The organism is Mesonia algae (genome assembly GCF_003253545.1).
Classification (GTDB): Bacteria; Bacteroidota; Bacteroidia; order Flavobacteriales; family Flavobacteriaceae; genus Mesonia; species Mesonia algae.
Map to the genome: position 1 here is coordinate 78,382 of NZ_QKYV01000006.1, position 20,766 is coordinate 99,147.

General features: G+C 34.3%; 17 protein-coding genes. 10 read left to right on the forward strand and 7 right to left on the reverse strand.

All coding sequences use genetic code 11. The features are described from left to right. Positions 1-26 precede the first annotated feature (26 nt). Positions 27-248, reverse strand: a complete 222-nt coding sequence (locus tag LX95_RS11010; protein ID WP_111541513.1) for a hypothetical protein — start codon at positions 246-248, stop codon at positions 27-29. Between the two features lie 12 nt (positions 249-260). After that, positions 261-3,725 carry a T9SS type A sorting domain-containing protein gene (locus LX95_RS11015; protein ID WP_111541514.1) on the reverse strand — a complete coding sequence of 1,155 codons (3,465 nt, stop codon included), beginning with the start codon at positions 3,723-3,725 and terminating at the stop codon, positions 261-263. A gap of 265 nt (positions 3,726-3,990) precedes the next feature. On the opposite strand from LX95_RS11015, the gene LX95_RS11020 reads away from it, so the two are divergent. The 4 genes from LX95_RS11020 to LX95_RS11035 all read left to right on the forward strand — a co-directional run bounded on the left by LX95_RS11020 (position 3,991) and on the right by LX95_RS11035 (position 9,564). Beyond that, a complete protein-coding gene (locus tag LX95_RS11020) occupies positions 3,991-4,512 on the forward strand; it encodes an alpha-ketoglutarate decarboxylase (RefSeq protein ID WP_111541515.1) in 522 nt (173 codons plus the stop codon). A 17-nt stretch (positions 4,513-4,529) separates the two neighbouring features. Then, on the forward strand, positions 4,530-5,330 hold the full coding sequence (locus LX95_RS11025; RefSeq protein WP_111541516.1) for a TIGR00266 family protein: 801 nt from the start codon (positions 4,530-4,532) through the stop codon (positions 5,328-5,330). 117 nt (positions 5,331-5,447) lie between these two features. Beyond that, a complete protein-coding gene (locus LX95_RS11030) occupies positions 5,448-8,900 on the forward strand; it encodes a pyruvate carboxylase (RefSeq protein ID WP_111541517.1) in 3,453 nt (1,150 codons plus the stop codon). A 1-nt stretch (position 8,901) separates the two neighbouring features. After that, the gene (locus LX95_RS11035) at positions 8,902-9,564 is read left to right on the forward strand and encodes a uracil-DNA glycosylase family protein (protein WP_111541518.1); all 663 of its coding nucleotides are present in this window, start codon (positions 8,902-8,904) and stop codon (positions 9,562-9,564) included. 55 nt (positions 9,565-9,619) lie between these two features. On the opposite strand, the gene LX95_RS11040 is transcribed toward LX95_RS11035, so the two are convergent. The 3 genes from LX95_RS11040 to LX95_RS11050 all read right to left on the reverse strand — a co-directional run bounded on the left by LX95_RS11040 (position 9,620) and on the right by LX95_RS11050 (position 11,999). Next, positions 9,620-10,465 carry an OmpA/MotB family protein gene (locus tag LX95_RS11040; RefSeq protein ID WP_111541519.1) on the reverse strand — a complete coding sequence of 282 codons (846 nt, stop codon included), beginning with the start codon at positions 10,463-10,465 and terminating at the stop codon, positions 9,620-9,622. An 82-nt stretch (positions 10,466-10,547) separates the two neighbouring features. Continuing rightward, on the reverse strand, positions 10,548-11,543 hold the full coding sequence (locus LX95_RS11045) for a glycosyltransferase family 2 protein (RefSeq protein ID WP_111541520.1): 996 nt from the start codon (positions 11,541-11,543) through the stop codon (positions 10,548-10,550). Between the two features lie 9 nt (positions 11,544-11,552). After that, on the reverse strand, positions 11,553-11,999 hold the full coding sequence (locus LX95_RS11050) for a type I restriction enzyme HsdR N-terminal domain-containing protein (RefSeq protein ID WP_111541521.1): 447 nt from the start codon (positions 11,997-11,999) through the stop codon (positions 11,553-11,555). Positions 12,000-12,054: 55 nt separating this feature from the next. On the opposite strand from LX95_RS11050, the gene holA reads away from it, so the two are divergent. The 6 genes from holA to LX95_RS11080 all read left to right on the forward strand — a co-directional run bounded on the left by holA (position 12,055) and on the right by LX95_RS11080 (position 18,189). Further along, a complete protein-coding gene (gene holA, locus LX95_RS11055) occupies positions 12,055-13,080 on the forward strand; it encodes a DNA polymerase III subunit delta (protein WP_111541522.1) in 1,026 nt (341 codons plus the stop codon). Beyond that, a complete protein-coding gene (menA, locus tag LX95_RS11060) occupies positions 13,080-13,979 on the forward strand; it encodes a 1,4-dihydroxy-2-naphthoate octaprenyltransferase (RefSeq protein ID WP_111541523.1) in 900 nt (299 codons plus the stop codon). The genes holA and menA overlap by 1 nt, the downstream gene beginning before the upstream one ends. A gap of 402 nt (positions 13,980-14,381) precedes the next feature. Then, positions 14,382-15,062 (forward strand): metal-dependent hydrolase, encoded by a 681-nt coding sequence (locus LX95_RS11065; protein ID WP_111541524.1) that lies wholly within the window; start codon positions 14,382-14,384, stop codon positions 15,060-15,062. Next, entirely contained in the window at positions 15,062-16,105 is a 1,044-nt protein-coding gene (locus LX95_RS11070; protein ID WP_111541525.1) for an o-succinylbenzoate synthase, read from the forward strand. Before LX95_RS11065 ends, LX95_RS11070 begins: the two co-directional genes overlap by 1 nt. Further along, positions 16,106-17,035 (forward strand): CPBP family intramembrane glutamic endopeptidase, encoded by a 930-nt coding sequence (locus LX95_RS11075; RefSeq protein WP_111541526.1) that lies wholly within the window; start codon positions 16,106-16,108, stop codon positions 17,033-17,035. Positions 17,036-17,085: 50 nt separating this feature from the next. After that, the gene (locus tag LX95_RS11080) at positions 17,086-18,189 is read left to right on the forward strand and encodes an AMP-binding protein (protein ID WP_111541527.1); all 1,104 of its coding nucleotides are present in this window, start codon (positions 17,086-17,088) and stop codon (positions 18,187-18,189) included. A gap of 79 nt (positions 18,190-18,268) precedes the next feature. Here the strand turns inward: LX95_RS11080 and LX95_RS11085 are convergent, their stop codons facing one another. Both LX95_RS11085 and LX95_RS11090 read right to left on the reverse strand, forming a co-directional pair. Further along, complete coding sequence (locus LX95_RS11085; protein WP_111541528.1) at positions 18,269-20,113, reverse strand: PLP-dependent aminotransferase family protein; 1,845 nt, start codon at positions 20,111-20,113, stop codon at positions 18,269-18,271. Positions 20,114-20,303: 190 nt separating this feature from the next. After that, positions 20,304-20,765, reverse strand: coding sequence for a hypothetical protein (locus LX95_RS11090; RefSeq protein ID WP_111541529.1), 462 nt, complete (start codon positions 20,763-20,765; stop codon positions 20,304-20,306). Between the last annotated feature and the right edge of the window lies 1 nt (position 20,766).

Genomic DNA, 20,766 nt, shown 5'->3' on the forward strand with positions numbered 1-20,766 from the left:
TTTTATGTATTAAAACAATTTTATAATTAAAAATCAGTGGCTTTTTTCTTTTTTAGACTAAGGCTGTATGCACCTATCCCAGCGCCTAAGATAAGCACAAAAGGAATGTAGTCATCGATTGGAGCAGCTGGATTATCTATAGGGTCTTCATCAGGGACTCCAGGACCGCCTGGAAATTGAGCGAAACTTATAGAGAAACATCCTAAAAGAGCTATACTGCATATAATATTCTTGATATATTTTTTCATAGAAATTAATTTTTAGGGGTTTATAATTTTTTTAGTGAATGTGGTATTTTCTGTGGTTACTTTTACCAAATAGACACCTGCAGCCAATTGGCTCATATTGATGCTTGTATTTCCAGTAATAGCGGTGTGTGATTTCTTTATCATCAACTGTCCGACATTATTAAAGATAAAAACTTCCATTTCTCTTGTGTAGTTGGGATTAGAGATGTTTAGTACGCCATTGTTTAATGGATTAGGATATAGGCTAAACCCATTAGCTTTAACCGTATTGCTAGCTAAGCTGCTATCTTCAAAAGTTATTTTAAATCTATCAGTTTCTACACTTGCTGCAATTTGTTCATCTACACTAAAATTAAATACATTCTCTCCTGCAACTAAAGCTGTAGAAGTTTGTAAATAATTATCTACAAGATAAGCCTGCATGTTAGAAATCCCTTCCCAATTGATTAAGAATTGATAATCTTGATGTCTATACGAGCCTACATATAATGGTATTTCTTCTAAATCTACAGGAATATCTCTTTGCTCTATGCTTAAGAAATGATAGCCGTTTACTAGCGCTAAGTTTTCATCTGAATTTCCTAATTTCTTAGCATCATAATCGTTGACTGCGTTATCATTATCATCGTTAAAGTCAATTACTGCCGCATCTAAAGTGTTAGCTCCGCTTTTTAAGAGAATATTTAAAGCGTATGATGCTCCAGAAGGTTTAAATACACCCAAATTATCTTCTTCTATATTTTTATCGTTTTCTTCAAAACTTAGATTTGGAGAACCAATTACTGAAGATACATTAGCCACGAAGATGGCTTGGCCTGCTTGTAGAAATCGGTTTACATTACTATTAAGATTACTCTTGGTGTTATCGGTAACATTTACCACCACATAAGCTCCTTTAGTGGCTAAATTAGGATCCCAGACCCAAATGAAATTAGGGTTAATTTCGCTGGTTCCTGTATTTGTTAATACTTCGTTCATATCTACTGGAGCTTGATAAGGATTTCCAAAGAAGCTGAACTCTTCGTTTCCACCTGCTAAGGTTGCATCTGTTAAATCGCTATCGCATAATTTTAAAGTTCCTTTAGTTCTTATGGTTGTACTTATAGGATCGGGAGCATTGGTGCTCATATCTAAGGTACGATCTCCTCTAATATTAATATAGTAAGGATCCCCTACGTTTAAATTGGTAGCATTTGTATTGGCTAGAGCGCTCCAACTCTGAGCTTGATTGTTATAGGTATAAGTACTAGGGTTGTTTGTAGCATTATAATCAAAGCCATTAGTATTGCTGCCTCCTGTAATATGAGTACCAAACCCTACTATATTACCTAAAGAGTTGTTTCCTGTGTTATAAGTAGCATCTGTATCTCCTTCTTGCCAGTTAGAGTTTATCGTTCCTGCATTTACAGCAGAAGTAAGCATGCGATAAGCTCTTACAGCTACCGTACCTCCGTCGGTAGAACCTGCGGGGATGTAGCGTTCAACTGTGACTCCTGCATTATTACCATAAGTAATTCTTGAAGAAGAACACACTCCGCCAACTTCACCAAAGAATGCAGTACCATTGTCATCACTATTAAAAATGATTTCAGCATTATCTTGTAAAGCTAAAATACCTTCGGTGCCTAAATTTAAGCTAGTCATTACTTCCACTTCATTAAGTACTTCTAGTTCAGCTCCACCAGTAGTATTGACTTGTACTTTATCGATTTGATGTCCGTTTCGGTTATCGGCACTATTATCTTTATCGACTAATAGATCTCCATCGAGAACAATATTATCTGTCCCTATAAAAATGATCTCACCCTCACTAGCATCAATACTTTCATCTGGAGCAGTAATACTTCCGCTAAGAGTAAAAGAATTGGTGTTTTCTACTGTTAAAGTGTATAGTGCGTTAATGGTTAAGTCGTGTACTGCTAGACTGCCGTGGGTATCTGTATTGTAATCGCCATTTATGATAGCGATTCCATTAGAGGAATCTGTAGCGTCAGGTCCAATTTCATTATTCCATTCTGTTCCGTCCCAAATGATACTCCCTGTAAAAAACTGTTCAACACTTCCGTAATTAGAAAAGATGCTTCCATCTACATCAACATTCGCGACGGCTCTAAAATAATAATTGGTGTTCGTATTTAAACCATTTAGGTCAAAGCTAAAATCTCCACTAGATAAATTAGAAGAGGTTACAAAAGTTCCTGTTCCTTCAGCAAAATCAGGATCTGTACTGTACTCAAATCCATAGGTGCTATTCATACAGTTATAAGGATCACTCAAACTACCATTTAGTGTGGCTGTGGTGGGAGTAATCTGTGTCGCAAAATGGGTAGTTGGTAAAGGTGGATTTTTGGTGATAGAGTACAAGCGTAGCTCTGACGTTAAACTCAAATTGACTAAATTCTGGACCCTTACTCTAATTCTATTCGCAGAAGCGTTAGGGGTGTAGGCTATATTTATTTTATCATTAGAGTTAAATATACCAAGTAAGTCTAAGTCTATTAAGCTGCTTAATTGTTGTGAATCTACTAAAGAACTGCCATTATAAGCTTCAATATAAATATTATCCAATAAATCTAAACTTACAATATCAGACGGAGAAGCTAAGCTCAAATGGTACGTATCGGTACTAGCGGAAGGACCTTCAAAATAAATAGTTTGCTGCACGTCCCCTGCAACAGATAAAATAGGTAACCTCAAAGAAGAATAGGAGTTGGGGTCATTATCAATGGCATTACCTGCATTCAAAACTCCACTAGAGGCATTTAAAGCGCTAATTAACCCTCCGCTTCCTGAAAAAGAAGTATACTTAGCTTGTTCACAATTATTTGTGCTAGTGTTATAATATACCCCATACAAATCGATCTTTTTTGTATTGAAAAAACCTACAAGAGCACCCATTCGATTTTCTATTTTTATCCTATCATAAATTGTTGAGGGTGTAGCGGCTACATAGTAATTATTGTTTGCGTCTGCTACAATTCTCAAATCTTCTGATGCAAAGTCGTTTGAGATTGAAGTATCTCCTTCTAAAACAATAGTGCTGCCATTTTTTGCCTGAATGTTTACCTGTTGATCTCCCAGTAAAACATCACTTAATAGGCCTCCTAATACATCTCCTAAAGCCCCACCTAACAAAGCTTTAAATACCCCATCTTGCGTATCTAATCTGATGTAAGTGGTTTGATTGGCTCCAGGAGTTGCACCCGTAGGGAAAATTAACTCTTGATGACCTGTATAAGCTCCAGCTCCCAATGCTACACCTGAAGAAGCTTTGATTGTAGAGAAAGAACTTAAGTCTCCTCTTCCGTCGACGCCTGTGTCGATCGCATTACCTGGGTCTTCGACTTTGATAACGCCAGTATTGTTATTCGTTTGTGAGTCTGCTCTCTGATAGGTTTGTGCAATTGTAATTTGAGGAATTAACAGTCCAAAAACAATCAAGCCACCAGAAAGCACTTTAAGTAAAGTGTTTTTCATGACAATTCAATTTTTAATTAATTAATAATTTGTTTTTAGGGGTGTTTTTGCTAGTATCCTAAAGGTAAAGCATTTAATCGTTTTTATATGTATTTAAATGTTAAAATTGTTGATTTGGTAATTTATTTTAGTTTTGGTTGATATTTGTTTTTATTTTGTCTTTTGTTTAGTGTTATCTATAGTTAAATTAACGTAATTTAGTGCGAATTTGGTTGTTTTGGTTATTTAAAAAACATCTATTTTTAATCATTCATAATATTTTATCATGAACTTTTTGAAAAATTTATTCATTTTTATTCTATTTTGTTTCTCATTAACTTCTACCTCCCAAACTTTTTCATCGTCAAACGGAAATGATTTTTGGAGTAATCTGCGTTATGGTGGAAGCTTAGGCTTAGGTTTTGGAGATGATTACTTTACGGGATCTTTAGCTCCGAGTGCGATTTATCCTTTTAACGAATACTTTTCTACAGGAGTTGGACTCAATTTGACTTATGTTAATGACGATCATTATAAAGCTTTTGTTTATGGGGGCAGCGTTTTGGGCATTCTAACGCCTTTTCAACAACTTCAATTTTCGGCAGAGTTTGAACAATTACGCGTAAACAGGCAGTTGAAAACATTTGACGAAACTTTAGAAGAAAATTATTGGTATCCCGCTTTATTTTTGGGAGGAGGATATGTGGTAGGAAATGTAACAATTGGCGTGAGGTACGACATATTATATAAGGAAGATAAAAGTATTTATGGAAGTGCTTTTATGCCTTTTGTTCGCGTATATTTTTAATCAAAACAATAAAAAAAATGAATGCACACGAGATAGATTATCAAATTTTTGGTGAAGAAATGCAATATGTAGAAATAGAATTAGATCCTCAAGAAGCTGTTGTAGCCGAAGCTGGTTCTTTTATGATGATGGATCAAGGTATAGAAATGGAAACTATTTTTGGGGATGGCTCTACCAAAAACCAAGGTTTTTTAGGAAAAATGATGGGGGCAGGAAAGCGTCTACTCACCGGTGAAAGTTTATTTATGACTCTTTTCTACAATAACATCTCAGGGAAAAAGAAAGTAAGTTTTGCTTCTCCATATCCTGGAAAAATTATTCCTATAGATTTAGATCGTTTTAATGGAAAATTTATTTGTCAGAAAGATGCTTTTTTATGTGCAGCGAAAGGAGTTTCAGTAGGAGTAGAGTTTTCAAAACGTTTGGGTAGAGGTTTTTTTGGAGGAGAAGGTTTTATCATGCAAAAACTAGAAGGTGATGGGATGGCGTTTGTTCACGCTGGAGGAACTACGGCGGTTAAAGAATTGGCAGCAGGAGATAAACTTAAAGTAGATACAGGTTGTATTATTGGTTTTGATGCCACTATAGATTACGATATACAATTTGTAGGCGGAATTAAAAATACACTCTTTGGTGGAGAAGGGATGGTATTCGCTACCTTAACAGGACCAGGTACAGTCTATATTCAATCTTTACCTTTTAGTAGGTTAGCCAGTAGAGTTTTTGCAGCTGCACCACAAGGAGGAGGAAAAGATAAGGGAGAAGGTAGTTTATTGGGAGGTTTAGGAAATCTTTTAGATGGTGATAACCGTTTTTAGGATAAACAATTATAATTTTAAAATATTAAGGTTTTCTAAAATTTAAGGCTAATTAAAATCATTATTCAGATATTTAAATCGGACTCATTTTTTTAATTTTTTATTCCATCAAAGCTTATGAAAATCAACAAAGTTTTAGTCGCTAATAGAGGAGAAATTGCTATTCGTATTTTTAGATCGTGTACAGAAATTGGTCTACGTACTGTAGGAATTTACACCTTTGAAGATCGCTATTCTCTACATCGTTACAAGGCAGATGAAGCCTACCAAATAGGAGAAGACTCAGAGCCGTTAAAACCTTATTTAGATATTGATAAGATTATAGCTGTGGCTAAAGAAAACGGGATTGACGCCATTCACCCTGGATATGGATTTTTATCAGAAAATGCCGACTTTGCCCAAGCTTGTGAAGATAACGACATCATTTTTATAGGTCCTAAAGTATCCATCCTAAAAGCTTTGGGAGATAAGATTATGGCCAAAAAGGTGGCGATAGAAAATGATATCCCGATTATAAAAAGTAATGAAAAAGAATTAACTACAGTTGATATCGCTTCCGCGGAAGCAGAAAAAATAGGTTATCCTATTATGTTAAAAGCAGCTTCTGGAGGTGGAGGTCGCGGGATGCGGGTAATTAGAACAGATGAAGAACTCCGTAAAGCCTATCCAGAATCTAAGCGAGAAGCAGCTAACGCCTTTGGAGATGATACTGTTTTTATAGAAAAATTTGTAGAAAACCCTAAGCATATCGAAATTCAGTTATTGGGTGATAATCACGGTAATTTAGTGCATCTTTTTGAACGAGATTGCTCTGTACAACGTCGTTATCAAAAAGTAATTGAAATCGCTCCATCTTTTGGCTTAAAGGAAGAAACCAAACAGAAATTATACGACTATGCTTTAAAAATAGGAAATGCTGTAAATTATAACAATGCGGGAACAGTTGAGTTTCTTGTAGATGATGACGGGAGCATTTACTTTATAGAAGTCAACCCGAGAATACAAGTAGAACATACGGTGACCGAAGTGGTTACAGGAATCGATGTGGTAAAAGCACAATTGTTTATCGCAGGCGGATACAAATTAGAAGATCAACAAATTAAAATTGCTTCTCAAGATAAATTAGAAGTAAAAGGTTTCGCTGTACAATGTAGAATAACCACCGAAGATCCTAAAAACGATTTTAAACCCGATTACGGAACCATTACCACTTATAGAAGCGCTAGCGGTTTTGGAATACGTTTAGATGCAGGTAGTGTTTATCAAGGGGTCAATATTTCTCCGTTTTTTGACTCTATGTTGGTAAAAGTTACCGCTAGCAGTAGAACTTTAGATGGCGCTTGTAGAAAAATGCGTAGAGCTTTAGCCGAATTTAGAGTACGTGGTGTAAAAACCAACATGGCGTTTTTAGATAATATTTTAAATGATTCTACATTTAGAAAAGGAGAGGTAACGGTTAACTATATTAAAAATACACCCAAGCTATTTGAAATTAAAGAGCCAAGAAACCGAGCTACCAAAATGGTGAATTTTCTTGGAGACATTATTGTTAATGGAAATCCAGATGTAAAAACCATCGATTCTACTAAAAAGTTGGTTAATCCAGTAGTTCCAAAATTTGATAAACAACAAGCATACCCTAAAGGAACTAAAGACTTACTTACAGAATTAGGTCCAGAAAAGTTTTCTCAATGGCTTAAAGCCGAAAAGAAGATACATTTTACCGATACTACCATGCGAGATGCACACCAAAGCTTATTGGCTACTCGTATGCGGACTAAAGATATGCTAAGTGTGGCCGAAGGTTTTGCTAAAAACCATCCAGAAGTATTTAGTATGGAAGTTTGGGGAGGTGCTACTTTTGATGTTTGTATGCGTTTTTTAAGGGAAAACCCTTGGGAACGTTTGCGCTTATTAAGAAAAGCGATGCCTAACGTTTTGTTTCAAATGTTGATTAGAGGTTCAAACGGAGTCGGTTATACTGCTTATCCCGATAATCTTATCGAAAAATTTGTAGAAGAAGCTTGGGAAAATGGAGTTGATATTTTTAGAATTTTCGACTCCCTCAATTGGATGGAGTCTATTGCACCTTGTATAGAATATGTAAGAACCAAAACCAACGGACTAGCCGAAGGAGCCATGTGTTATACGGGCGATATTTTAGATCCGCAACGCAGTAAATACAATTTAGATTATTATTTACGTTTGGCAAGAGATATAGAAAATGCTGGAGCTCATATTTTAGCCATCAAAGATATGGCGGGCCTATTAAAACCTTACGCTGCCGCGGAATTAGTCTCAGCCTTAAAGACGGAAATTAATATTCCTATTCACCTTCATACACACGATACCTCATCTATACAATCTGCCACGTATATGAAAGCCATTGAAGCTGGTGTAGATGTAGTAGATGTAGCTTTAGGAGGTTTATCTGGTTTAACTTCTCAGCCTAATTTTAATGCAATGGCAGAAGCGATGCGTTACCAAGAGCGAGAAAATAAAATGGATATTAATAGCCTTAATGCTTATTCTAATTATTGGACGAGCATGCGAGAATACTACTATCCATTTGAATCTGGTTTAAAATCGGGAACAGGAGAAGTGTATCGCCATGAAATTCCTGGAGGACAATATTCTAATTTAGTCCCTCAAGCTGAATCTTTAGGACTAAAAGACCGGTTTAACGAGATTACCGCAATGTACAGTGAGGTCAACCAGCTGTTTGGAGATATTGTAAAAGTGACACCTAGTAGTAAAGTAGTAGGAGACATGGCTCAATATTTAGTGAGTAATAATTTCACGATAAAAGATGTTTTAGAAAAAGGAGAAAGTATAAGTTTTCCAGAATCGGTTAAAAGTTTCTTTAGAGGAGATTTGGGTCAGCCTTTCGGCGGATTTCCGAAAGAACTTCAAAAAATCATATTACGAGATGATGCTCCTTACACCGAACGACCTAATGCGCATTTAGAACCTGTAGATTTTGATAAGGAGTTTGAAGAATTTAAAAAGAAATTTATAAAAGGAATGGATCGTGAATGGGAAATAACAGATTTCCTGTCTTACAAACTTTACCCTAAAGTGTTTGAAGACCTCTACAATCACTACGTAAAATATGGTAAGGTGATGCAAATTCCTACCAAAAACTTCTTTTACGGAATGCAACCCGGCGAAGAGATTATTGTAGAACTCGATAAAGGTAAAACGCTATTGATCACACTGGTTTCTGTAGGAGACGCTAATGAAGAAGGGCAGGTAACCGTTTTCTTTAAAATTAACGGACAAACTAGAAACGTAGAAATACAAGATGCTTCTATTAAAGTAGAAAAAGTAAGTCACTTAAGAGCGGAAAAAGATAATGATAAACACGTAGCAGCTCCGTTGCAAGGATCACTTTCAGAAATTTTGATAAAAGAAGGTGAGGAGGTGAAAAAAAATCAGCCTTTGTTTGTTATTGAAGCGATGAAGATGGGAACTACAATTACGGCGAATACCAGTGGAAAAATTAAAAAAATTCACCTAGAAAAAGGCACTATGGTTTTTAGTGAAGATTTGGTGGTAGAATTAGCGTAGTATGTTTAAACACCAACACCCTTATCCGCCTTTTATTCCAGAATCTGCGACCAAACTTATTGTGGGTACTTTACCGCCACCAAGATTTACGACTGGTGACTTTAAACCCGATGATGTAAATTTTTGCTACGGAAGCCGTGACGGACAGCTTTGGAAAATTTTAGCTCAAATCTTTAAAGTAGATTTACGTTTTGAAAATTCCGCGAAAGCGATAGAAGATAGAAAAAACTTACTCGTAGAAAATAACTTAGGGATTTGCGATATGGTAGAATATGCATATCGGGAGAAAATAGATGCTTCCGATATTGGCATGTTAAAGCCTAAATTGAGAGACCTAATTGGCATTTTGAGAGAAAACCCAAAAGTAGACACCTTATTATTTACGGGTGGTAACAGCAAAAACGGTCCAGAGTATTTTTTTAGAAGACATATAAAAGGTTTAAAAGATATTCAGTTAAAAAAAGTAAGCATAGAAGTACCAAGAATACATCAATTTGTGTTGGATGGGCGCTTAATTAAAACAGTTTCTCTAACAGCACCTTCTGGAGCTGCTAACCGAGCGGTTGGAAGTATGGGGCTTTATAAACAAATGAAAATCAAAAATCCGCAGTTAGATACTATAGATTTTAGAGTTTTGCAATACGAACCTTTCTTTACGGAATAAAAAAAGTCCTCGATAATTTATCGAGGACTTTTTAATTATAATCTTTAATCTAAGCTTATTTTGCTTTTTTCATTCCTTCTTCAATCATTCCGTAAAATTGATCTAACTTAGGAAGAACAACAATTCTTGTTCTACGGTTAGCTGCTTTTCCATCTCTAGAAGAGTTGCTATCTACAGGGACATATTCACTTCTACCCGCAGCAGTCATTCTTGAAGGATCTACGTTAAAATCATTTTGTAAGATACGTACCACAGCAGTTGCTCTTTTAGTACTTAAATCCCAGTTATCAATAATACAAGAATTGTTAATTGGGTCGGTATCGGTGTGACCTTCTACCATAAACTCAAAGTCTTTCTTGTCTTTTACCACTTTAGCTACTTTTCCTAACACTTCTTTAGCTCGGTTAGAAACTTGGTAACTTCCGCTACGGAATAATAATTTATCTGAAATCGATACAAAAACAACTCCTTTTTCTACATTAATCTCGATATCCTCATCGTTAATGTTTCCTAAAGCACCTTTTAAACTAGTAACTAATGCTAAAGTAACTGAATCTTTTTTGTTGATCGCGTCACGCATAGTCTTAATTTGAAGGTCTTTTTCTTTAATACTTTCTAAAGAACGCTCTAAGTTTTCTGCTCCTTTTTTAGATAAAGTAGATAAATCTCCTTGAGAATTTAATAAAGCAGAGTTGGTATTTTTAAGCAAGTTAATTTGCTCTTGCAAGCTACTCACTCGGTTTTCTTTTTCTTCTAAACACGTATTAAGCTTTACGGTAGCTGTGTTTAATAGATCCTGAGTGTCTTGTTGCTTCGCTTCTAATTCTTTGTATTTCTTAGAAGAAACACAAGAAGAAAATAATAAAACAGCAGATGCTGTAAATAAAAATATACGTTTCATAACTTAATTGTTTATACTTGTTTTGAGGCACCAAAGCTATTAAAATTGAAATACGTTTATAAGAGATTAACAATTTTATAACTTATTTTAATTCACTAAATTTTCTTTTCTTTTGAATAAAGTATTTCCAGACAATTGAAAATATAAGCGGATATCTTTGAGAATCATTCCCTTGTGATCTTTTTCTTTTTAACTGAAAAAAATGCAGATAAAAACTAGCGTGAGCTTTTAATATGGCTAAAAAATGTTGAGGTCTTTTTTGAAACAAAAACTGAATTCCGGCAACAGCATCTAACAGCATTCGAATGAATATAAATACGTAAGCTTTAATACCAGAAACATTTTTTAATAAATTGTAAAGCGAATTTCTAAAGTTATAGAATGTTTTTTTAGGATTCATAACATTTAAAGTAGCTCCGCCTAAGTGGTAAACACTAGAAGAAGCATTGTACCAACATTTATAACCTTTATTTTTTATGCGCCAACATAAATCGATCTCCTCTTGATGAGCGAAATAATCTTCATCTAGGCCATTAACTTCTTCAAATACACTTCTTCTAATGGCTAAACAAGCGCCACTTGCCCAAAAAATTTCTTTATCCTCATTATATTGACCTTCATCTTTCTCTAAAGTATTAAAGATTCTTCCTTGGCAATAAGGATAACCTAATTGGTCAATAAACCCGCCAGCGGCTCCCGCATATTCAAAATGAGTTTTCTTTTTATAATCTAGAATTTTAGGCTGAATAACGGCTATGTTTGGTGAAGAAGCGAACATATACTCAAGAGGACCTAGCCAATTGGGGGTTACTTCTACATCGCTATTCAGTAGGATAAAAATATCTTCTTTTAATGCTGCCAAAGCATCGTTATAACCTTTCGCATAGCCGCCATTTACTTTATTCTGAATGATTTTAACCTCTGAAAAATTCTCTTTAACAAAAGCTATAGAATCATCTGTTGAAGCATTATCGGCGACATAAATGTTTGCAGAACTAGAGTGCTTCACCACTGATGGTAAAAATTGCTCTAAAAGCGCTCTCCCGTTCCAATTTAAAATTACTACTGCTGTGGTCATAGATTGTTATTAACTAGAGAAATTGGGGATTTCTTTTAAGAATTCATATTTCTCCTCTTCGTAATTCAGTTGACAAAAGTAATGATTCAATCCGTTAGTGACCATTAGAAAACGTGCTTTTAAAGCCATGTTGTAACGCGCAATTTGGTCGAAGGTATCTTGAGTTATCTTTACAGAAGGGGCCTTGCATTCTACAATAAGCTGTAAACTACCGTCTTTATAAAACCCAACCACATCATAACGTTTTATCAATCCGTTAAGTTGAAGCTGCTTTTCTACATTGATAAGCTGTAGCGGATATTTTTTTTCCTGGTGTAAATAATGAACGGTATGTTGTCTTACCCATTCTTCTGGCGTAAGAATGATAAATTTTTTACGTATAACATCAAAAATAGACACTTTATTTTCGTTATTTTTGAACCGAAATTGATAAGACGGAAAGTTAAGTTTATTCATAGACACCAAAGAAAACAAATTTCTACCTTTTCCGCTTTAGCGAAGTTATTTTTTTATGGAATTGAACCCTCTTTTACAAGATATAAAACAGCGAAAATTAAAGCCAATTTATTTTTTGATGGGAGAGGAGCCGTACTATATTGATAAAATATCAGAATATTTAAGCGACACCATTTTAACAGAAGATGAAAAAGCTTTTAACCAAACTACCCTTTACGGAAAAGATGTAAGCTTAGATGAGGTGTTGAGTACAGCTAAGCGTTTTCCTATGATGGCAGAGTATCAAGTAGTTTTGGTGAAGGAAGCGCAAGACTTATCTAGAGAGATTTTAGCGCAGACCGATAAGAAAAAAAATCAATTAGAGGCTTATGCTGAAAATCCTCAAGCTACCACGATTTTAATTTTTTGCTACAAGTATAAAAAGCTAGATAAACGTAAACGTGTTTATAAAGCTATAGCGAAAAGCGGAGTTATTTTTGAAAGTAAGAAAATCTATGAAAACCAAATTCCTACTTGGATTAAGGATGAGGTAAAACGAAGAGGATATAACATTTCTCCCAAAGCAGCTCACTTACTTACCGAATTTTTAGGGAACGATCTAGCAAAAATCACCAATGAGATAGATAAGCTTGAATTGATCTTAGCGGGAAGAAATGAAATTACTCCCGAGATTATTGAAGAAAATATTGGGATAAGCAAAGACTTTAATAATTTTGAATTACAAAAAGCTTTTGGAGTAAAAGACTACACCAAAGCATACCGCATTATTGAATATTTTGCTCAAAATCAAAAAAATCACCCCATAGTCTTAACTATTCCTATACTTTATAATTTCTTTTCTAAAGTGTTATTATATCACGGTTTAAAAGATAAGTCTAAAGGAAGTGTTGCTAAAGCTCTTAAAATAAACCCTTATTTTGTAGCCGATTATAGTACTGCAGCAAATCATTACCCTATGAGAGAAGTGAGTGGTATTGTGGCTACCTTAAGAGAAATAGATATGAAAAGCAAAGGGATTAACTCTGTTTCGGCGACACCTATAGATTTGTATAAAGAACTCTTATTTAAAATTCGTTCATAATGACAAAATTTAAAACTTGGGTTTCTGCAGCACGATTAAGGACCTTGCCACTTTCTATTTCTGGAATTTTAGTAGGTACAGCTTTAGCAAAATGGGAAGGCTATTTTTCTTATCCCATATTTATTTTTGCACTCTTAACGACTTTAGGCTTACAGGTGTTATCCAATTTTGCAAACGATTATGGAGATGGAATAAAAGGTACCGATAATGAAGATAGAGTAGGACCTATGCGTGCAATACAAAGCGGAATTATTTCTCATCAAGAAATGAAAATAGGAATGATCGTAGCTAGTTTTTTTAGCATAATAATGGCTTCACTTTTAATTTATACCGCTTTCGGAAGTGAAAATTTTTTATTTTCTATGTTGTTCTTTTTATTGGGTTTAGCTTCTATCGCAGCAGCAATAAAATATACTGTAGGGAAATCTGCTTACGGCTATCGAGGTTTAGGAGACGTATTTGTATTTCTTTTTTTTGGTTTGGTAAGTGTATTGGGATCTCATTTTTTATACACACATTCTTTTAACTTTATCGATATTTTACCTGCTATAAGCATAGGTTTATTAAGTACAGCAGTGTTGAATTTAAATAACATGCGGGATCAAGAAAGTGATGCTAAAGCTCAAAAAAATACGTTGGTTGTTTTTTTAGGAGCTAAAAAAGCAAAACGATATCATTATTTCTTAATTCTCTTCGGTTTTATCTGTTTTACATTATTTATTCTTCTCGCTCAATTTTATAGATCTGCTTGGTGCTTGCTCGCTTTTGTTCCTTTATTTTTTCATTTAAAAACAGTGAAAGAAAATACAAGTCCGGTATTGTTAGATCCTGAACTTAAAAAAGTTGCTTTAAGTACTTTTGCTATATCTCTTATTTTTTTAATACTGAGCTTAATCTAAAAAAGCAAAGAGAAATCCATTACAGAACTTCTCTATTCAAGCCACAACAAACAAATTTTTGAGAGAGCTTGTTGCTGTATATGGTTTTAACGATTAAAAAGAGTTTAAAATAAATTTGATAAAACTATCAAATTTCAATTTTGGTTAGGTGGTTAACTCTAAATTACCTTCAATGTCCTTTTCATAGCTTATTGAAGATATTGTCGGAATAAATAGCCATAATAAAAGGTTAGATTTTTTATGATATAAGGTTTTAAGTTATAGTAAACTTACTGTTTTTTAGCACTTTATGAAATACCTTATATGGGGTGTGTTTAATACGAATAACTAAAAATGTTATATATATGTGAAGCTTTAAAAGGTTACATCTATTTTTATTAAATTCAGGCCAAAATTAAAGTCATGAAAATTACCTTTTACGGACAAAATAGCCTTTCGATAGAAGTTGGCGGAAAACATATTATAGTAGATCCATTTATCACAGGGAATGACCTTTCTAAAGATAAAGTAGATATAAAGCAGTTAAAAGCAGATTACATCTTAGTTACCCACGCGCATCAAGATCATACTTTAGATGTAGAAGCTATTGCTAAAAATACAGGAGCTACGGTGGTGAGTAATTATGAAATTGCTAATCATTATGAGGCGAAAGATTTAAAAGTACACCCTATGAATCATGGCGGTTCTTGGGAGTTTGACTTTGGTAAAGTGACCTACGTTAATGCCATTCACACCAGTTCTTTTCCTGATGGAAGTTATGGAGGACAACCTGGGGGATTTGTTGTAGAAGCTGGTGAAAAGTGTATTTATATTGCAGGAGATACCGCACTAACTATGGATATGAAACTTATTCCCATGCGTCACGACCTAGATTTAGCAGTCTTACCTATTGGTGATAATTTTACGATGGGAGTGGATGATGCAGTGATCGCAAGCGATTTTATTGAATGTAGTAAGATATTAGGTTGTCATTATGATACGTTTGGTTTTATAGAAATAGATCATAAAGTAGCGAAAGAGAAATTTAAAATGAAAAAGAAAGAACTTCTTTTGTTAGAAATAGGAGAAAGCATTGAGATTTAATGAAAGCAACTTATCACAAACATATTTTAAACTTTAAACGCCCCAGTGGAACCTCTCGGGGCGTTCTTACTACCAAAGAAACTTGGTATATAATCATAGAAAAAGAAGGGAAAAAAGGAATTGGGGAATGCGGTATATTACGGGGATTGAGTATAGATGACCGTCCCGATTACGAAGAAAAACTCCAATGGCTTTGTACACATATAGAAGATGATATCAATTCTCTCTTTACGGAATTAAAAGAGTTTCCTTCTATACTATTCGGGTTAGAAATGGCTTTGCAGTCTTTAGATAGCAAAGATCCTTTTGTTCTCTTTCCTTCTCATTTTACAGATGGAAAAGCGGGTATTCCTATCAACGGACTTATTTGGATGGGGGAGAAGTCGTTTATGAAAGAACAAATTAAGGAGAAAATAAAGCAAGGCTTTAGTTGTATAAAACTTAAAATAGGAGCTATAGATTTTGATGCCGAAATGGAGCTGCTTCAGTATATACGAAAAGAATTTTCAGCTAAAGAAATTGAACTTCGAGTAGATGCCAATGGAGCATTTCAGCCAGAAGATGCGCTAGAAAAATTAAAGAGGTTAAGCGATTTAAGTTTGCATAGCATCGAGCAACCCATCCGTCAAGGTCAATATAAAGAGATGGCTAAATTATGTAAAGAAACACCCTTGCCTATAGCTTTAGATGAAGAATTAATAGGTGTTTTTAATACTTCCGATAAGGAAAATTTGATTGAAGAAATTAAACCTCAATATATCATTTTAAAACCGAGTCTTATTGGCGGTTTTCAAGGAGCAAAAGAATGGGTGAATATTGCTGAAAAAAATCAAATAGGTTGGTGGATTACCAGCGCGTTAGAGAGCAATATAGGTTTAAATGCAATTGCACAATTCACGTATTTACAAAATAACCCAATGCCACAAGGTTTAGGAACGGGAAGCTTATTTACAAATAATATAGAAAGTCCGTTGCAAGTAAAAGGAGAGAATTTAAATTATAATCCCCAAATAACTTGGGAAACTCAACAAATAAAATTTTAGATGTTTATAGAACAAGCCTTTCGTGGTAAGCACGATTTTTGGTTATATTTAGTAGGATCACTAATAGTTGCTTTAGCTGCTGTTATTGGTCAAATCCCATTAACGGTGGCCATCATTTTAGAAAATGGTTGGGAAGCTTCTACGATGTCGCAATCCCAAATGATGCAAAGTTTAGATCCTAACCTTCTCATATTTCTACTCTTACTTTCTTTTGCAGTAGGTTTTATAGGGCTTAAAATTGCCCTTAAATACCTACATCACATTAATTTTATGACTATCACTACGATAAGGAAAAAAGTTGATTGGGGTAGGGTTTTACTTGGTTTTGGGCTGATAGCTGTATTCTCATCGGTTTCTATACTCATTGATTATCAAAGTAACCCAGAAAATTATGGATGGAATTTTAAACCTATACCATTCCTTATCCTTTGTCTAATTGCTATTGTGATGGTTCCCATACAAACGAGTATAGAAGAGTATTTATTTAGAGGTTACCTTATGCAAGGCTTTGGAGTGCTAGCAAAAAATAAATGGTTTCCACTAATGATGACCTCCATCATTTTTGGGCTGTTGCATATTGCTAATCCTGAAGTAGATAAACTAGGTTATCTCATTTTATTTTTTTACATAGGTACAGGTTTGTTTTTAGGAATTATTACTTTAATGGATGAAGGAATGGAACTGGCTTTAGGTTTTCATGCAGGAAATAACCTTGTCGGAATCATTCTAGTCACCGCAAATTGGACCGCTTTCCAGTCAGAATCACTATTGAAAGATGTCGCAGAACCTACCATAGGTTTTGATGTTTTCTTACCTTTATTAATCGTATATCCTATCTTTTTTATCATTATGGCAAAAACCTATAAATGGAAAAATTGGAAAGAAAAACTTTTTGGTAAAGTTGAAGCTCCTGCAGAAATTATAAATTAAAATTATTGTTTTGATAACACTCAGTTTTTATTGAAATACAACCTTTGGTTATGGTAGATAACACAGTTGATTTTACACCACATATACATGAAGATTTTCAGTTGAATAGAAACCAATTGAATGAATCTGGACTTATTCAATTGTCTACATTTTATATTCAAGAAGGAGAACCCCACGAACAAGAGATTGGAAACTTTTTTTTAGAATGGTTAGACGATAAAAGTTTTGTAGAAGTACATACCTCTGGCTCTACAGGTACCCCAAAAGTTATAAAAATTGAAAAAGAATGGATGGTAAATAGCGCTAAAGCTACCGGTAAATTCTTTAAACTTCCAGAACAAACAACGGCATTATTGTGTTTACCCGCAACCTATATAGCCGGTAAAATGATGTTGGTACGCGCTATGGTTTTAGGTTGGCATATAGAAAGTGTACCTCCAAAATCAAATCCCTTAGATCAAATGTATAAACGTTTTGATTTTTGCGCGATGACTCCATTTCAATTAGACAATTCTTTAGCAAGACTGCATTTAATCTCTAAATTGATCGTGGGAGGCGGAGCTATTTCGCTTCCGCTGAAACAACTTGTTCAAGGGATCTCTACCAAAATCTACGAAACATACGGAATGACAGAAACGGTCACTCATATTGCTGCTCGTAGGGTAAATTCAAAAAAGAGTAAGAAAAAAGAAATTCCGTTTAAGGTATTACCTAATGTAACGGTAAGTATAGATGATAGGGGGTGTTTAATTATTAAGGCACCAGGAGTTTCACCAGACCCTATCACTACCAATGATATTGTAGAATTGGTAACTTATAAAAAATTCTTTTGGCGAGGAAGAATAGATCATGTTATCAATACTGGCGGAATCAAGATTTTTCCAGAACAAGTAGAAAGAAAATTAGAATCTATAATTCTCCATCGTTTTTTTATCACTTCACTACCAGATGATGCGTTGGGAGAAAAAGTAATCTTATTTGTGGAAGCTCCTTTTTCTGAAGAAAGTCTAAAAGATCTAACCGAACAAATTCACAAACATAAGGGTTTATCTAAATTTGAAAAACCTAAAAAAATCTATTTTGTAGAAAAGTTTGAAGAAACCCATACCGGTAAAATCCATAGAAATCATACCTTAAAAGCTAGATTAGAATAAGTATAGCTCTATAAAAAAGGCCGTCTATTTTACAGAAACTTTGTAAAATAGACGGCTTTTTTACTTATTTGTGAGAGAATTAGATACTCTCTACAAAATCTAAAAATACCTTCTTGTGAAGTTCAAGATCTAAGTTGCCAGAAACAGAAACTCTAACGATGTAATCTTTGTCACCTTCTTTGGTAGTACCTTGAGTTGAGGTCGCAGGTACCGTCCAATAACAACCTTTTAACTGACCGTAGCTAACACAAAACTTACTTTCCGTAGGGATTTCAGTAATCATTAGATTAATCAATTTTAAGTTTAATTTTCTCTTGTAAGCTTCTTTTTCTTCAGCAGTTTCTCCTTTGGTAGGAAGATCTAATGAAAAAACCGATGGCGTAAAACCTTCATTTGCTAATTCATCAGAAACGAAATTAATCTTAGCTTCAGGTAAAACTTCTTGAATAAACGTTACAAACTCACGCGTATTTTTATAAGCATCTTTTATACGCTGATTCATAGAAGGCATTTGCTTCGCTAATATTTCATATTGAAGTGCTGTCGCCTCATTATCACAAAGTTCTAAATGCTTTTCTACTTTTTTAATCAATGCTTCTGTGTTTTTATTCCCCACACAGTAGCCAGCAGTACATTTTCCGCCGCTAGGGAATTTAGATCCGCTTACATAGGAAATGGTACGCACCTTAGAAAGTATCTTACCTTCACCTAAAAACTGATAATTAGGACAAAACGTTTGGTCGAGAATAAACACGGGATCAATAGCAGTTTCTCCTGTTGCGGTTTTACGTTCGGTACTTAAAACTTCTTTTAATTTTTGAAGTTCGGGAACTTCTACTCTTGGATTTGTAGGAATCTCTGCGATAATATAAGGAACTGCATCTTCTTGAGCGATTCGCGTTAACACCGTATCGATACTTTTAACCATATCATTATCACCATCTACCGGCAAATCTACTACTTCAACATTATCAAGACAAGCAGCTACTCTTCTAGCTTGGTCATTGGTCCCTCCATAGCAATTTGGAGGAACAATAAATTTAATTTCTTTTCCTTTATGATTTTCTAAAGCATCGTGAACAAGTCCCATCATAATGGCATACTGCATCGATAATCCGCTTGAAGCAACCAATGCTTTTGTAGTTGTACCTGTTATGGAATTAATAGAACCTTTAACACTTGTTTTATTTGTTTCAGCTATATTTTTTTTAGTTTCCACGGAAGAATGTGCTACTAGAGATTTTAAAGCGGTATAGCAATTCTCGGGTGTCATAGATATTGTTTCTCTTCTTCTCACATGCTGAATAGCCGATATATAGCTTTCATTTTGTTTTCCATTTATCAATAAAACACTTCCCAGATCTCCATATAAGTTAATATAGAAATCTATGTTTGAGTTAAGATCTACATTAGAAACTTTATCGTTTTCTGAAATCAAAACAGTGCTTCCTTCAAAAGTGGCTATTTCTGAAGTTTTGTCAACTTTCTTTAATTCAAATTGATAACCGTAAACACGTTTTATCACTTCAGCATCAAAGAAATCTGGCAATTGATGCGTGTAAAGAATTTGAGTTTTTTTATTTTCTAATAAGTTCTTTCTTAGAATGGCTAAAACTGGAACCGTTTGTGATTGAAAACTAATAACTTCTTCAGCATCTAATTCGTGCAAATTCGCAATTCCCCATTCCAATATAGAAGATAAAGGATGTCCTAGTCGAATATAGTCGTAAGCAGTAGGTAACTTACTTAAAGCCGATGTTGTAGAGTTATGATCATTAAACAAGTTTTCAAACTGATCTAAAAACTGTGTTTTAGCTAATTCTTCATTATAAATATCCAAACGGTGAGTGGTTAAATGTAACCAATCACTTGGCATATTTTCTATTACGTTTTTTATGTAATTAAGCATTTTATTCTCTTTCATAATTCAATTTTAAATAAGTCGATAATATACATGAAATCTACTTTTTGCAAAGTTTTATAGGCTGTTTTGTTCGATAAAACTGCCTATCCTTACAATTTAAGTATGCAAATAGAAACTATAGCTTGGATGGAATTTACAGTGAAATCTAACTTAGAATAAATTCTGTAAAATAGATTTGATTATTAGGTGGTTATCTCAATTCCTTAAGCAAGATAGCTTTGATCTCTTCCGCATTTTTCGAACCTATAAAAAAGGTTTTTTTTCCGTCTTTAGAAGTAATATGTAAAGATTTACCGTGGCGGGTATTATAAAGTGTTCCTTTTGGTGTCATTCTTAACCCGATTCCATACGAAAGTGGTGTTTTTATAACCTCAATTTTAGCCGGATCAATATTTTCTAAAGCTATTTTTTGAACAAAAACTCTAAATCCAAAAGCAGCTTCAATATGTTTGTTGGTAATGGTGATGGTAAGTCGTGTAAATATTAATGAAGTAAGTACAAGCACTAAAGTGATAATAGCTATAGGAATGAGCACGACCTTATTTTCTAAGACATCTTTCTTTAATAAAACAATTACTTGAGCTCCAATAATAATGACAGATAAAATCCATAATAAAGCATTAGTTTGGGTATGTTGATAGATTTTTTTCATC

Coding starts and splice junctions, on each gene's coding strand:
- LX95_RS11085 (WP_111541528.1), bottom strand. CDS start 20,113: ATGAAAGAGAATAAAATGCTTAATTACATAAAAAACGTAATAGAAAAT.
- LX95_RS11030 (WP_111541517.1), top strand. CDS start 5,448: ATGAAAATCAACAAAGTTTTAGTCGCTAATAGAGGAGAAATTGCTATT.
- LX95_RS11010 (WP_111541513.1), bottom strand. CDS start 248: ATGAAAAAATATATCAAGAATATTATATGCAGTATAGCTCTTTTAGGA.
- menA (WP_111541523.1), top strand. CDS start 13,080: ATGACAAAATTTAAAACTTGGGTTTCTGCAGCACGATTAAGGACCTTG.
- LX95_RS11045 (WP_111541520.1), bottom strand. CDS start 11,543: ATGACCACAGCAGTAGTAATTTTAAATTGGAACGGGAGAGCGCTTTTA.
- LX95_RS11035 (WP_111541518.1), top strand. CDS start 8,902: ATGTTTAAACACCAACACCCTTATCCGCCTTTTATTCCAGAATCTGCG.
- LX95_RS11020 (WP_111541515.1), top strand. CDS start 3,991: ATGAACTTTTTGAAAAATTTATTCATTTTTATTCTATTTTGTTTCTCA.
- LX95_RS11065 (WP_111541524.1), top strand. CDS start 14,382: ATGAAAATTACCTTTTACGGACAAAATAGCCTTTCGATAGAAGTTGGC.
- LX95_RS11070 (WP_111541525.1), top strand. CDS start 15,062: ATGAAAGCAACTTATCACAAACATATTTTAAACTTTAAACGCCCCAGT.
- LX95_RS11040 (WP_111541519.1), bottom strand. CDS start 10,465: ATGAAACGTATATTTTTATTTACAGCATCTGCTGTTTTATTATTTTCT.
- LX95_RS11050 (WP_111541521.1), bottom strand. CDS start 11,999: ATGAATAAACTTAACTTTCCGTCTTATCAATTTCGGTTCAAAAATAAC.
- LX95_RS11015 (WP_111541514.1), bottom strand. CDS start 3,725: ATGAAAAACACTTTACTTAAAGTGCTTTCTGGTGGCTTGATTGTTTTT.
- LX95_RS11080 (WP_111541527.1), top strand. CDS start 17,086: ATGGTAGATAACACAGTTGATTTTACACCACATATACATGAAGATTTT.
- LX95_RS11025 (WP_111541516.1), top strand. CDS start 4,530: ATGAATGCACACGAGATAGATTATCAAATTTTTGGTGAAGAAATGCAA.
- LX95_RS11075 (WP_111541526.1), top strand. CDS start 16,106: ATGTTTATAGAACAAGCCTTTCGTGGTAAGCACGATTTTTGGTTATAT.
- holA (WP_111541522.1), top strand. CDS start 12,055: ATGGAATTGAACCCTCTTTTACAAGATATAAAACAGCGAAAATTAAAG.
- LX95_RS11090 (WP_111541529.1), bottom strand. CDS start 20,765: ATGAAAAAAATCTATCAACATACCCAAACTAATGCTTTATTATGGATT.